The organism is Lederbergia galactosidilytica (assembly GCF_017873565.1).
Taxonomy (GTDB): domain Bacteria; phylum Bacillota; class Bacilli; order Bacillales; family Bacillaceae_C; genus Lederbergia; species Lederbergia galactosidilytica.
Genome location: NZ_JAGGKH010000003.1, coordinates 315770 through 332747, shown reverse-complemented (window position 1 = coordinate 332747; position 16978 = coordinate 315770). Strand labels below are relative to the sequence as shown.

The 16978-nt window shown below is 38.5% G+C and carries 18 protein-coding genes, 7 tRNA genes and 1 rRNA gene; 2 read left to right on the top strand and 24 right to left on the bottom strand.

The window, feature by feature from the left end:
• The 8 genes from J2Z23_RS05085 to J2Z23_RS05050 all read right to left on the bottom strand — a co-directional run.
• Positions 1 to 97, bottom strand: a 16S ribosomal RNA gene (locus J2Z23_RS05085); the annotation flags it as partial.
• Positions 98 to 318: 221 nt separating this feature from the next.
• A tRNA-Gly gene (locus J2Z23_RS05080) sits at positions 319 to 392 on the bottom strand.
• A gap of 7 nt (positions 393 to 399) precedes the next feature.
• Positions 400 to 476 (bottom strand) — tRNA-Arg (locus J2Z23_RS05075).
• A gap of 19 nt (positions 477 to 495) precedes the next feature.
• Positions 496 to 582 (bottom strand) — tRNA-Leu (locus J2Z23_RS05070).
• Between the two features lie 94 nt (positions 583 to 676).
• Positions 677 to 751: transfer RNA gene (locus tag J2Z23_RS05065), tRNA-Gln, on the bottom strand.
• Positions 752 to 885: 134 nt separating this feature from the next.
• Positions 886 to 957 (bottom strand) — tRNA-Glu (locus tag J2Z23_RS05060).
• A 6-nt stretch (positions 958 to 963) separates the two neighbouring features.
• Positions 964 to 1054: transfer RNA gene (locus J2Z23_RS05055), tRNA-Ser, on the bottom strand.
• Between the two features lie 79 nt (positions 1055 to 1133).
• Positions 1134 to 1205, bottom strand: a tRNA-Asn gene (locus tag J2Z23_RS05050).
• A gap of 324 nt (positions 1206 to 1529) precedes the next feature.
• On the opposite strand from J2Z23_RS05050, the gene J2Z23_RS05045 reads away from it, so the two are divergent.
• A complete protein-coding gene (locus tag J2Z23_RS05045) occupies positions 1530 to 2930 on the top strand; it encodes a purine-cytosine permease family protein (protein WP_064467527.1) in 1401 nt (466 codons plus the stop codon).
• Positions 2931 to 3059: 129 nt separating this feature from the next.
• Here J2Z23_RS05045 and J2Z23_RS05040 read toward each other — a convergent pair whose 3' ends face one another.
• Positions 3060 to 3515, bottom strand: a complete 456-nt coding sequence (locus J2Z23_RS05040) for a SprT family protein (protein WP_057982024.1) — start codon at positions 3513 to 3515, stop codon at positions 3060 to 3062.
• Positions 3516 to 3600: 85 nt separating this feature from the next.
• Between J2Z23_RS05040 and cmpA the strand changes: the two genes are divergently transcribed.
• A complete protein-coding gene (gene cmpA, locus J2Z23_RS05035) occupies positions 3601 to 3714 on the top strand; it encodes a cortex morphogenetic protein CmpA (RefSeq protein ID WP_128738404.1) in 114 nt (37 codons plus the stop codon).
• A gap of 339 nt (positions 3715 to 4053) precedes the next feature.
• On the opposite strand, the gene J2Z23_RS05030 is transcribed toward cmpA, so the two are convergent.
• The 15 genes from J2Z23_RS05030 to J2Z23_RS04960 form a co-directional block, all read right to left on the bottom strand.
• A complete protein-coding gene (locus tag J2Z23_RS05030; protein WP_205634409.1) occupies positions 4054 to 6225 on the bottom strand; it encodes a Tex family protein in 2172 nt (723 codons plus the stop codon).
• Positions 6226 to 6642: 417 nt separating this feature from the next.
• On the bottom strand, positions 6643 to 7149 hold the full coding sequence (locus tag J2Z23_RS05025) for an endolytic transglycosylase MltG (RefSeq protein ID WP_057982020.1): 507 nt from the start codon (positions 7147 to 7149) through the stop codon (positions 6643 to 6645).
• Positions 7149 to 7523, bottom strand: coding sequence for a hypothetical protein (locus J2Z23_RS05020; RefSeq protein ID WP_057982018.1), 375 nt, complete (start codon positions 7521 to 7523; stop codon positions 7149 to 7151). The genes J2Z23_RS05025 and J2Z23_RS05020 overlap by 1 nt, the downstream gene beginning before the upstream one ends.
• A gap of 226 nt (positions 7524 to 7749) precedes the next feature.
• A complete protein-coding gene (locus J2Z23_RS05015; RefSeq protein WP_064467525.1) occupies positions 7750 to 8346 on the bottom strand; it encodes a PP2C family serine/threonine-protein phosphatase in 597 nt (198 codons plus the stop codon).
• A complete protein-coding gene (gene sigB / locus J2Z23_RS05010) occupies positions 8343 to 9137 on the bottom strand; it encodes an RNA polymerase sigma factor SigB (protein WP_057982014.1) in 795 nt (264 codons plus the stop codon). Before sigB ends, J2Z23_RS05015 begins: the two co-directional genes overlap by 4 nt.
• Positions 9115 to 9585 carry an anti-sigma B factor RsbW gene (rsbW, locus tag J2Z23_RS05005; protein ID WP_057982012.1) on the bottom strand — a complete coding sequence of 157 codons (471 nt, stop codon included), beginning with the start codon at positions 9583 to 9585 and terminating at the stop codon, positions 9115 to 9117. The genes sigB and rsbW overlap by 23 nt, the downstream gene beginning before the upstream one ends.
• Position 9586: 1 nt before the next feature.
• Complete coding sequence (locus J2Z23_RS05000; RefSeq protein WP_064467524.1) at positions 9587 to 9916, bottom strand: anti-sigma factor antagonist; 330 nt, start codon at positions 9914 to 9916, stop codon at positions 9587 to 9589.
• A 65-nt stretch (positions 9917 to 9981) separates the two neighbouring features.
• Positions 9982 to 10989 carry a PP2C family protein-serine/threonine phosphatase gene (locus tag J2Z23_RS04995; RefSeq protein ID WP_064467523.1) on the bottom strand — a complete coding sequence of 336 codons (1008 nt, stop codon included), beginning with the start codon at positions 10987 to 10989 and terminating at the stop codon, positions 9982 to 9984.
• Between the two features lie 14 nt (positions 10990 to 11003).
• A complete protein-coding gene (locus J2Z23_RS04990) occupies positions 11004 to 11405 on the bottom strand; it encodes an anti-sigma regulatory factor (RefSeq protein ID WP_057982007.1) in 402 nt (133 codons plus the stop codon).
• Positions 11406 to 11408: 3 nt separating this feature from the next.
• Positions 11409 to 11765 (bottom strand): STAS domain-containing protein, encoded by a 357-nt coding sequence (locus tag J2Z23_RS04985; protein ID WP_057982005.1) that lies wholly within the window; start codon positions 11763 to 11765, stop codon positions 11409 to 11411.
• Positions 11762 to 12595 carry an STAS domain-containing protein gene (locus J2Z23_RS04980; protein WP_057982003.1) on the bottom strand — a complete coding sequence of 278 codons (834 nt, stop codon included), beginning with the start codon at positions 12593 to 12595 and terminating at the stop codon, positions 11762 to 11764. The genes J2Z23_RS04985 and J2Z23_RS04980 overlap by 4 nt, the downstream gene beginning before the upstream one ends.
• 573 nt (positions 12596 to 13168) lie before the next feature.
• The gene (locus J2Z23_RS04975; RefSeq protein WP_057982001.1) at positions 13169 to 13519 is read right to left on the bottom strand and encodes a type II toxin-antitoxin system PemK/MazF family toxin; all 351 of its coding nucleotides are present in this window, start codon (positions 13517 to 13519) and stop codon (positions 13169 to 13171) included.
• A gap of 4 nt (positions 13520 to 13523) precedes the next feature.
• Complete coding sequence (locus tag J2Z23_RS04970; RefSeq protein ID WP_057981999.1) at positions 13524 to 13805, bottom strand: CopG family ribbon-helix-helix protein; 282 nt, start codon at positions 13803 to 13805, stop codon at positions 13524 to 13526.
• 508 nt (positions 13806 to 14313) lie between these two features.
• Positions 14314 to 15432, bottom strand: a complete 1119-nt coding sequence (gene alr, locus J2Z23_RS04965; protein ID WP_128738402.1) for an alanine racemase — start codon at positions 15430 to 15432, stop codon at positions 14314 to 14316.
• Positions 15433 to 15766: 334 nt separating this feature from the next.
• Positions 15767 to 16795, bottom strand: a complete 1029-nt coding sequence (locus J2Z23_RS04960; RefSeq protein WP_057982043.1) for a LolA family protein — start codon at positions 16793 to 16795, stop codon at positions 15767 to 15769.
• Positions 16796 to 16978 lie beyond the last annotated feature (183 nt).

Genomic DNA, 16978 nt, shown 5'->3' with positions numbered 1-16978 from the left:
ATTTTCAGGGAGCAAGCTCCCATCAAATTCGCTCGACTTGCATGTATTAGGCACGCCGCCAGCGTTCGTCCTGAGCCAGGATCAAACTCTCATATAATATGAAGTACAGGATGTACTAACAAAGGCGTCACCACAGGATGTGGCGTTCTTAGCCTTTGATCATTTGAGTTGTTTTCCTTCTCAATTGCTGGCAATGGTCTATGACCATTTATCCATTATTTATTGACGTTCGTTTCGTTCAGTTTTCAAAGATCAAACTTCCTTAACAGCAACTTTATCAGTATATCACTTAGTTTTCCGTCTGTCAAGAACTTTTTTTGGAGCGGGTGATGGGAATCGAACCCACGACAACAGCTTGGAAGGCTGTAGTTTTACCACTAAACTACACCCGCATTAAAATGGCGCGCCCGAGAGGAGTCGAACCCCTAACCTTTTGATCCGTAGTCAAACGCTCTATCCAATTGAGCTACGGGCGCATACAATATAAGTGTTTGTTGGTGCGGTAGAGAGGACTTGAACCTCCACGGGGTTAACCCCCACTAGGCCCTCAACCTAGCGCGTCTGCCATTCCGCCACTACCGCTTAGTGAAGCGACAAGGAATATAATAACAAAACCATTTTATAAAGTCAAGTTATTTTTTGGCGTAAAGATTTTTTCTGGTTGTAAAAATCATAATGGCTGGGCTAGCTGGATTCGAACCAACGAATGACGGAGTCAAAGTCCGTTGCCTTACCACTTGGCTATAGCCCATCAAACTTGAAGGTGTTTATTTTAACATATTTCCTATCAAAAAAGCAATTGATAGAATTGTTTTTTTCACTTCCACAACGGAAATAAATTTGATCGCTATTCTATTAAGTAGCGAACACACAAAAAAGCAAAAATGACCCCTACGGGATTCGAACCCGTGTTACCGCCGTGAAAGGGCGGTGTCTTAACCGCTTGACCAAGGGGCCATATAATGGCGGAGAAGGAGGGATTTGAACCCTCGCGCCGTTTACACGACCTACACCCTTAGCAGGGGCGCCTCTTCAGCCACTTGAGTACTTCTCCATTAATTAACTAGCAAATATTTAATTGAACGATCTTCTATAAAAATTAATAATATTTATAGAAGATCCAACTTGCTAGACTCCGCAGGTAGGATTCGAACCTACGACCGATCGGTTAACAGCCGATAGCTCTACCACTGAGCTACTGCGGAATAAATGACTCTTATGATTATAAAGAGCGAATCGAATAATGTCAATAGCACTTTAAAACTTTTTTTAAAATTAACTTGTTAACCTTTTAGTCGGACGTTTAATTACTTCTTCGATATCTCCCCTCGTTCAGTATCCACCTTCATTTTAATGATATCCATTGAGTTTGTGCGAAAATGCACGATTATTTTTATCTTACGCTCTTATAAGCTCTCATAGGCGATTTGAATTCAATCTAGTATTTTTGTTATAGTGAATGGCATGTGCCGCAATATTCACAACACTTCCGGAAGCCGAATTATAACTAACTGAATGGAGTTGATTGTATGGGATCTGTAAAAATAACAGATCACAAACCACAAGAAGAAATGAAAGATGATTTTTCACTAGAAAGTGTTCCTCGTTCACATCGGAATATGGGATGGATTAGCATTACAAATATTACTTTCGGAATTGCAACGGCCATTTTCTATTTTCAAATGGGAAGTGTAATGGCCCTTCAATTCGGAGCAATGAATGCAATTATTTCGGCCGTCTACGCTATTATTGTGGCAGGTGTTCTTGGCACATTTATTGCTTATTTATCAGCCAAATCAGGGATGAATGTCAACTTAATGTCAAGGGGCGGAGGTTTTGGATATATTGGCGCATCCTTAACCTCTTTTATTTATGCAACAAATTTTATTATGTATTGCGCACTAGAGGGAATGATATTAGTTTCAGCCGTACACTCCTTTTTTCCAGTCATCCCCGAATGGGTATTGATTCTCTTTTTTGGAACATTAGTGATCCCACTTAATTGGTTTGGTATAAAACAATTAGACAAACTTCAAAAATGGTCTTTACCTCTATTTTTCATTTTCCTTATTGCTGCCATTGTGATGTCGGCAAAGACTCCTTCCCTCTATGAAGGTAGCTTTTGGAGCTATATGCCCGAAAATGTCCAAGTAGGCGGAACGGCTTTGCTACTATGTATTGGTATGCAGCACGGGATTATGGGGCTCACCCCGCTTCTCGCTTCAGATTACACTCGTTTTTTAAAACCTAAGGATACCAAAATAGGAATCTTTGCGATCGGATTCATTCCCCAAATATTTTGCTTCGGTGTGATGGGTGGTCTTGGCATTTGGTTTGGTGTACGGTTAGGTGAACCAAATCCAGGAGTTTATATTGTTCTTCTTCTAGGTATCTGGGGGGCTTTATTTACAATGTTGACCCAGGTGCGAATTAATATTACTAATATTTATAGTGGTTCTCTCTCACTATCTAACTTCTTCGAAAATGTATTTAACTTTACACCAGGTAGACGATTTTGGGTTGTCATCACCGGTGTATCAGCTATGGTCCTCATGTTGGGAGGGATTGTAAATCATCTTGATACAGCAATGACCTTTCAAGGTGTCTTTTTATTAACTTGGGCGTCTATTCTCGTTACAGATGCCTTAATTGTAAAAAAGCTACTTAAAATTGGACCTGGCTATTATGAGGCTAGGCAGGAAAATTTATATAAATGGAACCCTGTTGGGGTTGTTTCATTAATTGTTGCAAGTGGTTTAGGTACTGTAGCTGCTATTGGCTATATGGGGCAATTCTTGCAAAGTACCGCTGCTTTTTTCGCAGCGATATTAGCTGCCTTTCTTACTATTTTAATTGCGGTGCTAACGAAAGGTAAATATTATATCCAACAAAAACAGGAGGATGTCCCTATAGAAGATTATATCGCCTAAATGAAGTGTTATTTAGCCATGGATCCTTAACGTTTAACCGGAAGTAAAAATCAAACGGATCTAGCTATTAGAAATTTTTAAAAGCAAAAAACATAGAAAGAAGCATGGATGATGAATCCATGCTTCTTTCTATGTTTCTAATTTTCTTAATTTCCCTTTACATTTCCCACATACGAACCGAGTAGTATTCACTCTACGTTTTCTTTCATAAGTATAAGCGCAATCCTGGCATTGATATTTATGAATGATTCCCCCAGTTCTATTCTCTAGTTTAAGGGGAGTGCAATGACGCGGTGCCCCGACTTTCTTCATTAATTTTTTAAAATCCTGATCGCGATGTTGATATCCTTTTCCTTCAATATGCAAATGGTAATGGCAAAGTTCATGCTTAATAATCCCTTCCAGTTCTGATAAACCATGTTCTGCCAAATATTTGCGGTTAATTTCTATATTATGAGAGGTGAGCAAATAACGGCCCCCTGTCGTGCGTAAACGAGCATTGAAAACAGCGGTATGTTTAAATGGTTTTTGGAAATACTGTTCAGATATTTTCTCCACTAAAAATTGCAACTCTTCATTTGTCACCTTAACACCCTCTTACGAATTACATCGGAACCACATTGTTTTTTCCCCATATAATGAAAGCAAACTATCTATAGGAGGTTTTTGAATGCCTAGCTGGTTTTTAAATCAAATGCAAAGGGCCTTTTACGAAAAAAATCTCTCTCAAATCAAATTATTAAATCAGTGTTTGCACTTTTATAGAAACAAACACTGCAAATAAAGAAAAACGAAAACACCTACTTTAGGTGTCTGAGATAAAAGCAACTTACTCCAAAGGATAGTCAGGACTTGCTCCCATATTGGTCCTAAGAGCTGTCTCAAAAATCGAAAATCGCCAAAAGAGAGAGCCCCTTGCCGTTAACCTATAAGGCGTAGGTCTTGCAGGCATTGCAACTTACTAGCGCAAACGCAGCAACAGGACATTACGCTTTGCCTGCCGCTAGACGAGCGCGTGCTAAGCGTTTGATTCTGCTTACTTTGCACGGGCTTCAACTGATGCCCTCTCCATAAGCCTACCCATATTTTTTGGCGATTTTCTTAGAAATGTAGAGAAAATCATTCATTCTCCTGGTGAAAGCATTGTAAGTGAAAGTCTTCCTTTTTGCACATCTATTTTTTCTACCCACACTGTGACAATATCTCCAAGTGCGACCACATCTAAAGGATGTTTTACAAATTGTTTACTTAGTTTAGAAATATGTACAAGCCCATCTTCCTTTACACCAACATCAACAAAGGCGCCGAAATCGACTACATTTCGGACAGTCCCCTGCATTTCCATACCAGGTTTTAGATCTTCTAGTTTCAATAAATCCTTTTTCAACAAGGGCTTAGGAAGCTCATCTCGCAAATCTCGCCCCGGTTTCATTAGTGCTTCAATGATGTCCCGTAATGTTAAAACACCAAGTCCTAATTCAGCTGCCATCTTTTCCTCATCTAAACTTTTTAATGCAACTACCAATTCTTTTTGTCCGATATCCTTTGTCGAGAATCCCAGTTGTTTCAGTAAATTCATAACCTCAGTATAATGCTCAGGATGAATCGGCGTCACATCCAATGGCTCCTTACCGTCGAGAATACGTAAAAATCCTATCGCTTGTTCATATGTTTTCGCTCCTAAGCGCGGAATTCCTTTTAATTGTTTTCTCCCTGTAAATTTCCCGTTTTCCTCCCGATATTTAACAATATTATTCGCGACTGTTTTACTAAGCCCAGACACATATTGTAAAAGTGAGGGTGAAGCAGTGTTAACATTTACGCCAACTTGGTTCACTGCAGTTTCAACAACAAATGTTAATGACTCATTTAATTTCTTTTGAGTGACATCATGCTGATACTGACCAACTCCAACTGATTTCGGATCAATTTTCACAAGTTCTGCCAAAGGATCTTGCAATCTTCTTGCGATTGAAGCGGCACTTCTTTCTTCAACTTGAAGATCAGGGAATTCTTCTCTTGCCAATGCTGAGGCTGAATAAACACTTGCACCTGCTTCATTCACGATCACATAGGCAAGATTTGCTTTCATTTCTTTTAAAATATCTGCTGTAAATTGTTCGGTTTCTCGCGATGCTGTTCCATTTCCAATCGCAATAACTTCTATTTGATACTGGTTTAAAATCTGAATCATCTTTTCCTTTGCTTCATTACGTTTTGTTTTTGGAGGATGAGGATAAATGACATCGATATGTAATAACTTCCCCGTTTCGTCAACAACTGCCAATTTGCAGCCAGTCCGAAAAGCTGGGTCTACTCCTAATACCATTTTCCCTTTTAGTGGAGGCTGTAAAAGCAAATTCCGTAAGTTTTCAGAGAAAATATGAATGGCTTGTGCTTCAGCCTTTTCGGTTAATTCATTTCGAACCTCTCGTTCAATCGCTGGCTCAATTAAACGTTTGAATCCATCTTCAATAGCTTCCTTAATCATGGGGGTAGCGAGAGAATTTTCTTTTTTGATTAACTTTCTTTCTATATATGAAAGGATCCTTTCAGGGTCCATTTTAACGGAAACCTTTAATATATCTTCTTTTTCTCCTCTATTTAATGCCAGTGTACGATGAGGAACAATTCTTTTCACTGGCTCTTCATATTCATAGTAGTTTTCAAAAACCTTTTTCTCATCCTGCTCGATATTTTTGCCTACTGAGATAATCATACTTGAGTGAAAGTATTCTTTCCGAATCCATTGGCGAATGGCCGCATCATCTGAAACCTGCTCTGCAATGATGTCTTGAGCTCCTTGAATCGCGCTAGCAGAATCCTCTACTCCTTTTTCCTCGGAAATATATTTCTCCGCTTCTTCTTCAACACTACCACTTGCCGGAAATTTCATGAGCCATTCTGCAAACGGCTCTAATCCCTTCTCTTTCGCAACTGCTGCACGGGTACGTCGCTTTTGTTTATAAGGCCGATATAAATCTTCAACAATTTGTAGCTGATCTGCTTTTAAAATAGCTACCTGTAATTCTTCTGTTAATTTTCCCTGTTCCTCAATCAATCGTATAACATCGTTTTTACGCTGCTCTAGATTTTGCAGATATGTCCATCCATCCAAAACCCCTTTAATTTGTACTTCATCTAGCGCACCAGTCATTTCTTTTCGATAACGTGCAATAAATGGAACAGTGTTGCCTTCTTCTAAAAGTCCAATGACACTAGATACTTGTTTTTTTGATAAATTAAGTTCTTTCGCTATTTTCCCATGTAAATCAACATTTTGTTCAACTTGTATCACACTTGTCCCTCATTTCTCTTTAACTATATCTATTTTATCATAATTCATTATCGGAAAAGATAAACCGATCTATAGAGCCGCCTACAAAATCACTGATCCATAAGTTGTTTTTACATTTCTGTTAAATTTCTTCTTTAGCAAATCTATATGATCATGTTGTTTAGGTAACGGATAACCAGGATGATTGGTACAAACTCTAGTTCTGGAAGTAAAGCGCTATATAGTTATATCTTGACTCATTTAAAATATAGGAATCGAAAAAAACAGCGGGCTACTCGCCAAAAGGCATAGATATTAGTTATTCGCTGTTAGACTGACATCGATCACATATTCAATTAATTAGCTTCGGCTCGAAAACCTGATAATATACGAAAAAAAAGCTAGAGTATCGTACCCTAGCTTACTTTTACGCATTTATTTTTTAAAGATAACGGAAATAACGTCTTTTAGCTTCATATTACTATCTACCTCATAAGAACCAGGCTTTAAATCTTGTGATAAATTTTGTTTTTCTACTTCATTCACAAAATCCATTGGGTTTTTAATAATATTGGCGTTTTTTAACGCTTCTCCTACATCAATACTTGTCATTCCTTTAGTAACGGTAACCGTGGTGCGATAAACAATTTTCTCTTTCACTGCCTCTTTCGGCTCTTCTTTTGCTTTTTCTTCTTTCTTTGCTTCTTCTTTTTCTTTTTCCTCTGTCTCCGCCTTTTCGGCCGCGGCAAGTTGTTCGCGCCATTCCTCTTCAGTATGGATCACGTATCCCTCTGAGGCTAACGTTTCTGTCATTTCTTCTACCGATGGTTCCTTAACCTCTTTAGTCGTTGATTGATCTTTGGTAGAATAATAGGCAATTCCTGACAAACATGCAGCAATAATAAGGCCGAAAGCAAAGCTACGCATTGATTTTGCTGACATTATTTGCTTTTCTCCCCTTCCTTGACGTCCATATAAGGAGCAAGTAATTGTTCCATTTCCTGTTTAGGGAGACCTTTTCTTGCTGCGATATTCTCTATGGAATAGCCACGTCTATGAAGATCGATAGCATCTCGCAATAAAATTCGCTTTTCAGAAGAACTTGATGGGATGCCTAATTCCTGTGCATTAATCTCCCCATCAATTTCAAGGAAATGAAGCTTTTGTTGCAATTTATACAATTCATCCGTCAATGTTAGGGACATCTGATCTACTTCCCTCTCTACCTTTGATGAATCCTGTTTCGCTTTAACAAACGATAGAATAAGGAGTACCACGGCCACTCCTAGTAAAATGGCTAACATCCATTCCATCATTCCTTACCACTCCCTTTACTAATCTAACCATACCCTTCTATAATTTGAACTAAATTCCAATTAAAAGCAAGATTTTTTTCTAATTGTAATATTTTTGTGAGTTTTGTCGTAATAGCTCGTATGCTGACCATAGCCCGGAATAGCTAGAATAACAATGTCTTCCTTTTTATTTCCAGCCCCTAAGATCTAGTTCTAAATATTCACCCCAAAAATAAAAGCCCTACTTTTATAGTAGGGTACCAACGATAAAGGACATGTCATCCGTAGTATTAACTTGTTTCGCTTTTAACTGATCTGTCATTGTCCAAACTGACTGATTTCCTCCAAGTAATTCGCGAGTTTTGACATTAATGAAGCCATCAGAGTGGATAAGAAACTTCGACTGCTCTTCATAGGAATATTTATGAGTGTGAAACTTCTGGGGCCTGCCGGAGAGATAACCTGTCACAGGTAAAGGATAAATTAATTTACCCGCTGGTGTATAGACATAAAAACGAATATTGCCTACACAACTATATTCAAACTCTTTTTTGTGAAAATCAACCTTTAAAATCCCTACGGCTGCTCCACGCTTCCGTAACAACACTTTATTGCTATAGTCCATCAAAGTCTGGACATTCTCTTCTGGATTTGATTCGACAACGGAGGTAACTGCCTTTGCTGAATCATATGCATGTTGACCACTTCCCAATCCATCAGCTAAAACACAGAGAAAATAATCCTCTTGCAAATCTAAATAGAAAGCATCACCACAAAATAGATTGCTGTCTTTTGCCGTTTGGAACGCATGAACTTCTAAGTGACTGTTGTCCAAATGGATCATGGAGAAGATTTCTCCGTATTTTCGCTGTTTTTAAAAATAGCTTCTCTTAGTTTTTTAATAGCTTTTCTTTGCAGGCGGGATACATGCATTTGGGAAATATCTAACATCTCTCCAGCTTCTTTCTGACTTTTATTTTCTAAATAGGTATACTGAATAATTTTTCTTTCCCTATCCGATAAAATATGTAGAGCTTCTTCCAACACAATTTTTTGATTCACCTTTTCATAACCATCATCTATACTACCTACGATATCCAATAAGGTAACGGTACTCCCATCTGTATCAGCTTCAATGGAGTGATCCACTGATAACGCTTGATAGCTTTTCCCCATTTCCATTGCTTCCAATATCTCTTCTTCTGATACTTCCAGGTAATTAGCAATCTCAGGTATTTTCGGCGAACGTTGAAGTTCTCTAGTTAGTTCCTCTACAGTAGCTTTAATCTTAGGCCCCAGTTCTTTTATACGTCTCGGAACATGAACACTCCATGTCTTATCTCTTAAGAAACGTTTAATTTCGCCAATAATCGTTGGTATTGCAAAAGCTTCAAAGGTTTTTCCATAATTCTCATCATAGCGACGAATGGCCCCAAGTAATCCAATAATACCCACTTGGACAATATCCTCATGAAAGGATTTTCCTTTAGAATACTTACGGGCAATAGATTCAACTAATTTTTGGTAATGGAGAACTAATTCATTTTGCGCTGCTTCGTCTTGATGTTCTTGGTAAGCTTTAATCCATTCATTAATTTGATTTCTATCATGGTCAGGTTGAGATTGTTTCAACATCACTCTCCACCTGCTCTCCCTCAAGGAATTTTGTCATAAAGACTGTTACACCCTCATGCTGGTGTATTTTCACCTCGTCCATCAAGCTTTCAATCAAATAAAGTCCCAAGCCTCCTTCGCGAAGAAATTCAGTATCTCCACTTCGATAAGGTCCAATTTCCCTCCGAATCTTTTCAAGATCGAAGCTTCTTCCAGAGTCGGCGACCATTGTTTCAAGTTTGTTTTCATAGAGAGCAAATCCGATCACAATTTCCCCGCCCTCTTTTTGTCGATAAGCATGTTGAACCGCATTCGTAATGGCCTCACTTACAGCTACTTTCAAATCATCTATCGCGTCATATGTAAAGCCCATTCTACTAGCTATTCCTGATAAAGTGAGCCGGATCACTCCCACATATTCTGGCTTTGCAGGAATCTTCATCTCAATGTAGTCAAACGCTTCTTTCATTTTAAACTCCACCTTCTACCTCGGTATTGACGTCCATTACATCGGCTAATCCAGTAATATCAAACAGTCGTTTTAAACGATCAGACATCCCTTTTAAAACGAGTTCACCATTATGCTCATTTAATGTCTTAAACAATCCTACAAACACACCTAAGCCTGTACTATCCATATAATTTACATCCGATAGATCAACGACTATTTTCGTACCAGACTGCCCTGCATGTGGTAGAAGCTCATCACGTACCTTTGGAGCCGTATAAGCATCTATTTCACCAGCTAATTTAGCGTTGATTCCTACTTCCGTTTCTTTCATATCTATTGAAATATTCACTATCCCATCCACCCCTTAAAAGGTTCTGATATCCTTCTACCCCATTTTAATAATGATAAAACCTGTTAAGGAATTCTTCTTAAAATTATTAGAGTAAAATCGTCCCTCAGTTCGAAATCTTGTAGTCTTTCTAAATCCTTATAAATATTAGTGACAATTTCTTGAGCCGACATATGTATATAATCATAGATCATAGCCATTAAATCTTCTCGCTCAATGAACCCCTCTTGTGTTCGACATTCTGATACACCATCTGAGAGAAGTATAACCATATCACCAACTTCAAGCTGGTGTCCGAACTCTTTATATTTCGTTCTTTTATCAATTCCTAGTAATAATCCTTTTGCTTCTAGGTCCTGAAACTTTTGTTGTTTGGACATATAGAGAAACCCAGGTTCATGTCCCGCTGAGGCATAGGTAAAACGATGAAATTCTGGATCATATACGCCATAACACATTGTAATAAACATACTTGGGTCCACATTTTGTTCTACAACCCGGTTAAGACTTTCTAATATTTCCTTTGGACTTTTTTGCCCTTCTGGAAAGCTGTCCATTCCATATTTAATCATGGACATGGATAATGCAGCTGGAATTCCTTTCCCGATGACATCTGCTATTGCCACACCAAGACATTGATTTTCATCTTTAATAAAATGGTAATAATCCCCGTTCATTTGTCTTGCAGGTACACTAATCACACCAATATCTAATCCATCGATCTGAGGTTTTACCGTCCGTAACAAAGTTTGTTGCATCTTAGCAGCTACTTCAATTTCACTTTTTAAGGCTAATTGCTCCGTCCGAAGACTTTGATGCTCTCTATAAGCAAGTCCATAGCCCATCATAACTTCTAACAAAATATCAAAGGAATGTAAAACATTATCCTTTTGGTAACCATTCTCCATGATTATAGACTTATGTAAGCTGATAATTTCTTCAGGGGATATATGATGTTCAATTAATTTTCTGCTTAGTTTCTGTCCTTGGTATAATGTCTGTTCATTCTTATCTTCTAAGTATTTGCACATAATATCTCTATATTTATCTTCCAATGTTTCTCTAAACCCCATGCCGATAAATCCTCCTATCGGAGCCATTTCACCGAAGTGATTTCAGTTCCTTCTCCAACTTTGGAGTGTATGTCGAACTCATCCATTAGCCGTTTCACACCAGGGAGACCAGCTCCTAGCCCTCCTGATGTCGTATAGCCGTCTTCCATTACTCTACGAATGTCAGCTATTCCCGGCCCTTGATCTTTTGCAGTGATTTTCACACCACTTTTTCCATTCTCGTAAAATTTATCAATGCATACCTCGCCCTGACCTGCATACAAGAATATATTTCTTGCCAATTCGCTGATCGCAGTCGTGATTCTTGCCTGGTCAACCGTCCCAAACCCAAGCTCCTTTGCCACATTCCTGCCTAATTGGCGAACTGCTACTATGTCCCATTCATTTAATATTTTAACGCAGGACTGCAGCTCCATAGGCTACTCCCCCAGTTCCTGTTGTAATTTGTCCAAACCATTTTCCAAATCAATAGCTGTCATCACATCATCCAAGCGAATTCCGAGTTCAAGTAGCGTGATCGCAACTGGTGGTTGGATGCCTGTAATAACAACTCTTGCTCCCATGAGTTTAGACATTTCAATAACGTCGCCTAATACCTTCGCAATAAAGGAATCAATAAAATCAATTGATGTAATATCAATGACTACACCACTTGCGTTAGTCTGGTGAATCATTTGTAGTAAATCTTCTTGAAATTGTAAAGCTGTCTGATCATCAAGCTCCCATTGAATTGAAACAAGTAGATATTTGCCTAATTTTAATATTGGTATTCTCAATCTGCACCCTCCATTACGACGATTTCCTTATTGGTATATGCAAGAGCCTGCGCAATCCCCTTTCGTAAGGTACTCGTGGTTGTAATATGGTTTAGATCAATACCTAAATTCACAATTGTTTGAGCAATCTCCGGGCGAATTCCCACAAGCATACATTTCGAGCCAACTAGACGAACGGCATCCGCTGCTTGGATAATATGGTGAGCCACCATTGTATCCACAACGGGTACACCAGTGATATCAATCAAAACAACATCTGAACGATGTTTCACGACACCATTTAGTAAATTTTCCATAATTAATCTAGCACGCTCTGTATCAATCGTTCCTACAAGCGGCATAATAGAGATTTTTTCAAACACTGGGATTAGAGGCGCTGAAAGCTCTTGTAATGCCACCTTTTGCATCGTAATCGTTTTCTCCCATGTATTTGAATAGGTATCAATGATTTGATCTTGCAATGGGGCTAACCACGATTCAAGATCTAGTACCAACTTCTTCATTTGATCTTTTGTAAAATCACTTTCAGTTACCATTTTTTCAAAGATAATACTTTGGTAAATTCGTACTCCTGTTGTTAAATAAGTAAGTGGCCAGCCTAATTTTATGATACTCTCAGCAAAATCCTTTACTTTTTCATGGTAAGTCTCATCTGAATCAACAATATTGGAGACAATCACATCTAAAAATTCTTTACTAGTATTATAAAATACATTATCTGAAATCGTATTGAATGACCGAGAATCCCCTCGTTCTCGCATTTCATCCATCCACTCTTCAACAATGTCTCCCCCATAATTTTGTACATAACGAACTATTTCTCTCTTCATTGAACTTTTTTCCTCCTCTTATTGGCTAAATCTAGAAAGCACAAGCTCCTGATTCAAGGATGAATAGACATAATGAATGATATCCCAATAGTCTTGCTTTCCGTGACTTCTCGGATTAGCAGCTGGACATCAACCCCAAGCAATTTATCCGCAAATCGAGAATTTTATTACTTTTTTAAAAAGGACCAATGGATTGAGGACGGCTCATTCGTCATAATGATGAACCGCCAAGGATAATTGTCACCTTTTGTCGCTTCATGAAGTGTGCCAGACACTCAAGTAGACAGGTCCCTTTTTATTTGGATAAATTGACAATGAAACTCTTTATTTCCTACATAAAAAATAATATTCACAGCTGTGAATAAATTCTATAAGTAGACTACTATATTTTCCTTAATTTCCATTGTAACAATGGCTTATTAAAAAACTCAAATACTAACACATTATATAAGAGAGAACAGGAAAAAAGTTATACATTCGCCATGATCAGAATTGGAGTTTTATGTTATCCCTTTAAGTGAGTCATTTTATCTGCGCAAAAAGGCGCTTTTGTCTTTTCAACAATAAAGCGCCTTAAAAATCGATGAGTCCCAAACTTATTTGTAAGGCTTCATCTACCTTTTCCATCATTTCTTCGTCTAAATGTGTAATTTTATCCGTTAGACGTTGTTTATCAACCGTACGAATTTGTTCAAGCAGTAGGACTGAATCTCTTTCAAAACCATACTTCTCGGCATCAATTTCCACATGTGTGGGCAATTTGGCTTTTTGAATCTGCGCTGTTATGGCAGCAATAATGACGGTAGGACTAAATCGATTCCCAATATCATTTTGCAACACTAAAACAGGACGCACTCCGCCTTGTTCTGAACCGACTACTGGTGACAAGTCGGCGAAATACACATCACCACGCTTTACACTCAAAATACTAGCCCCCGCTTACAAGACGTTCAACTGTATTTTCCGCTTCGTACTCTGCCTGAATGGCTTCGGAAGCTATTGCCAAATTGATTTTCGCCATTTCCATGTAACCCCGCCGCATTGTTTCTACAATTTGGCGTCTTCTCCGCTCTCGCAGATACATTTTTGTAGCACGATAAATAAATTCATTACGATTTACATTTTCCAATTCAGCATATCCGTCCAATTCAGCAATTAACTGCTGCGGCAAGCGAATCATGATTTCCGTTGTTCCGCTGGATTCAGACACCCACGACACCTCCACAATCACTCTAACCATTCTGTATTATGATACCATCAATCAGCACGTGTGCAAAGACTGTTTCTAGATTCTCTTACTATTATCAACCCATAAATCCAGTTATAATACTAATATTTCTACGTTTATCGTAATTATCCTTCTAAATTTACCAAAATTTTTATGCTTTTCGTCAAAATAATACGAAAAGCGGAAGCACCTTTTTAGCTGCGTCCAAACTCATCCGAGATCATAGGAAGGCACCGAAAGTTCGTATGGAGTCGGATCTAGACAAACGAAAAGTGGAAGGCAATTACCTAGGGGATAATAGAGGAAGAACAGCTGAGTTCGCGCCGTCCTGGCGGCAGACTCAAACCGTGACATCCTGTACGTCGCAACGCTGTTCTGACCACCATCCTGTTAGCCTAAATGTTCCTGGACCAAAAAGGGGAACTTCCCCTTCGTTGGTTTAAATGAAACATCACAAAAAGCGCTACATCCTGTGGCAGTGCCGTCTTGCCTAAATATAAATACGGGGTACTCGATGGCTAATCATACATGTTACTTCGTAATTAATTGTATTTAATTTTTCCGCAACATGATCAATGGAGATTTTCTTTCCATTTCGTTGCCCCATTAAAGTGACTTTTGTCCCAATCGGCATGAAATAAGGTAACTTAATCATAGTTTGATCCATGCAAATCCGCCCAACAATTGGGGCCCACTCATCATCTGCAATAACTCGAAAACCTTGCAAATGTCTTAGCCAGCCATCTGCATAACCAATTGGTATCGTGGCAATCCATTCATCTTCTTCAGCTGTGTAGGTTGCCCCATAACCGATCGTTTCACCAGCTGATAATTTTTTTATATGAATGATTTTTGTATATAAGGAGAAAGCTTCCATCCCTTTAAATGGAAGATAAGGTTTAATTTCAGGTGAAGGGGAAAGTCCATATATGGCTATTCCAACCCTAATCGCATTAAACAGTGAATCGTGATGATAAAGAGTAGCAGCACTATTAGCAGCATGCACATAAGGAGGTTGTGTCTTTAACACCCCCAAAAACTCCCGAAAGCGAGCTAATTGTTTTTGATAGTATTGTTCTTCTACTTGATCAGCTGTAGCGAAATGTGTATAAATCCCTTCAAAATAGTATGAGCTTGATGTCGTGATAAAATCCTCCATAAGACATAAATCATTTATTCCCTTAATCCCAATTCGATTCATGCCTGTATCACATTTTATATGCACGGATAATGTAGATTCATCTGAGATAAACTTTTCAGCATTTTGTAACCATTCATATTGATAAACGGTTAATGAAATATTACTCTTTGCCGCTACACCAGCGTCGTCCGCACGTGTATAACCTAAAACCAAAATAGGTGCTGTTATACCAGCTTTTCTTAGTTCCAAAGCTTCATCCAAAAAAGCGACTAATAAACCATGAGCACCACTGTTTAGGGCTGCTCTTGCCGCTTGTATTGCTCCATGTCCATAGCCATTTGCCTTCACCGCTGCAAAAACCTTTGTTTTATTTGGAAGTAACTTACAAATTTCCTTCATATTATAGGCAATGGCATTCAAATCTATTTCGGCCCATGTATCCCGATATAATTGCCGTTCATTCACCAATGATTCACTTCCTTGAACACAATATAAACTGTTATTATTATCAAACTCTACTTAGTAGATGTCAATGACCAGCCCTTTTCCCTACAATCAATTTTTGGGAGAGTAAGCCTACTAGCAACTAAAAAACACTGGAGTTTATACAGTAAAAAATTTATTATTTGTGTAAAAGAAAGTGTAAGCCATTTAGTTTCATGACTATGGGTCATTTCAGCATTTCACACATTCCGTGATGAATAGAAAGCATTTAGCGTAGCTCCGCCCCTTTTCCACCAAAAAGACAGACCTATAAAAAGGTCTGTCCGCAATTATTCTTGAAAAATGAAGGAAGCTTTTATTATTTTACCGCTCCACCTTGCACCGATTTGGCTACCATTAGCATTTCTTCAGGCGTTAAATCATTTGATACGAGCAAATAATCGACACCTTGATCTGTCCAACTGATCGATCCTTCTGTCATCGCACCGACAGAAAATCCGAAATCAACCATTTCACCACTTACAGGAATGACCTCCATGGAAGATGTTGGGTTAATTTCAGAAGCCTCTTGGAAGATTGTAAAGGATTTATCCTCACCGGCATATGTTAAAATGACCCTTTTTCCATTTTCAGTTGTCATCTCTGTTTCATCCTGAAGCTCCACACCAGGGATTTCTGCCATAGAATATTTCACAGCAAAGTCTTCATTGTCATCATTACTTACATTTTTGAGTACAGGGATATCCAACTGCGCGCTAGTCATGTTTTTCTTTGTGTCAAAGGCATTAGAATCAAACTTGGCATCAAACTCAAATTTTGAAAACTCAACCGTGACAACAGGACTTTCATTATGGTCTAAAACCTTGACACTAACTGGCTCTAATGTCCCTTTCTTCAAAGTAATTTCTTGAGAAGGCAGCATCTTGCTATTCTGGTAGCGCGTTTTTGTCTGAAAAACAAACTGATCCTTACCAGCCTTAAAGCCTGCTTCTTTGTCTTCCATAATGTCTTTCACAAGTGATTCAAATAAATAAGCTTGGCTACTATTTTCAGGCCATTCACTTTGAAAACGATAGCTCTTGTTCAATGCCGGAGTTAAAACAAACACGCCATTTTTATTGCGCAAAATCATTTGACTTTGATCTTTGTTAGCATTTTTTAAATGAACGCGATAATTTCCCGGCTTTGCGTGCCAAACTTCGATATCATAGGTTTGAGGCTCATCGCCAACTGTTAAAGTCATTTTTGCCTCAGCTTTATATCCTTTTAATTCTCCAACTTTTTTATTTAAGGATGCTGTGACATCTTCCTGTGATTTAGCTCCACAGGCCGAGAGGACCACAATTGACATAAGCATTAACCCTAATATCCAAAACCCCTTTCTCATTCTTTCAACCCCTTCTTGTCCTATTTGACCATAAGAAAAGCGTAGGCGCCTTGATGTAAGAAGAAAGGCTAAGTTCGCGCCGTCCTGGCGCAACGCCTTTCTGACCAACATCCTGTTGCCCTCCGACAAGCAAATGTTCTGAGACAAGAAAAGTCCGTTTTTGACTTTTATTGGCTCAGGTTA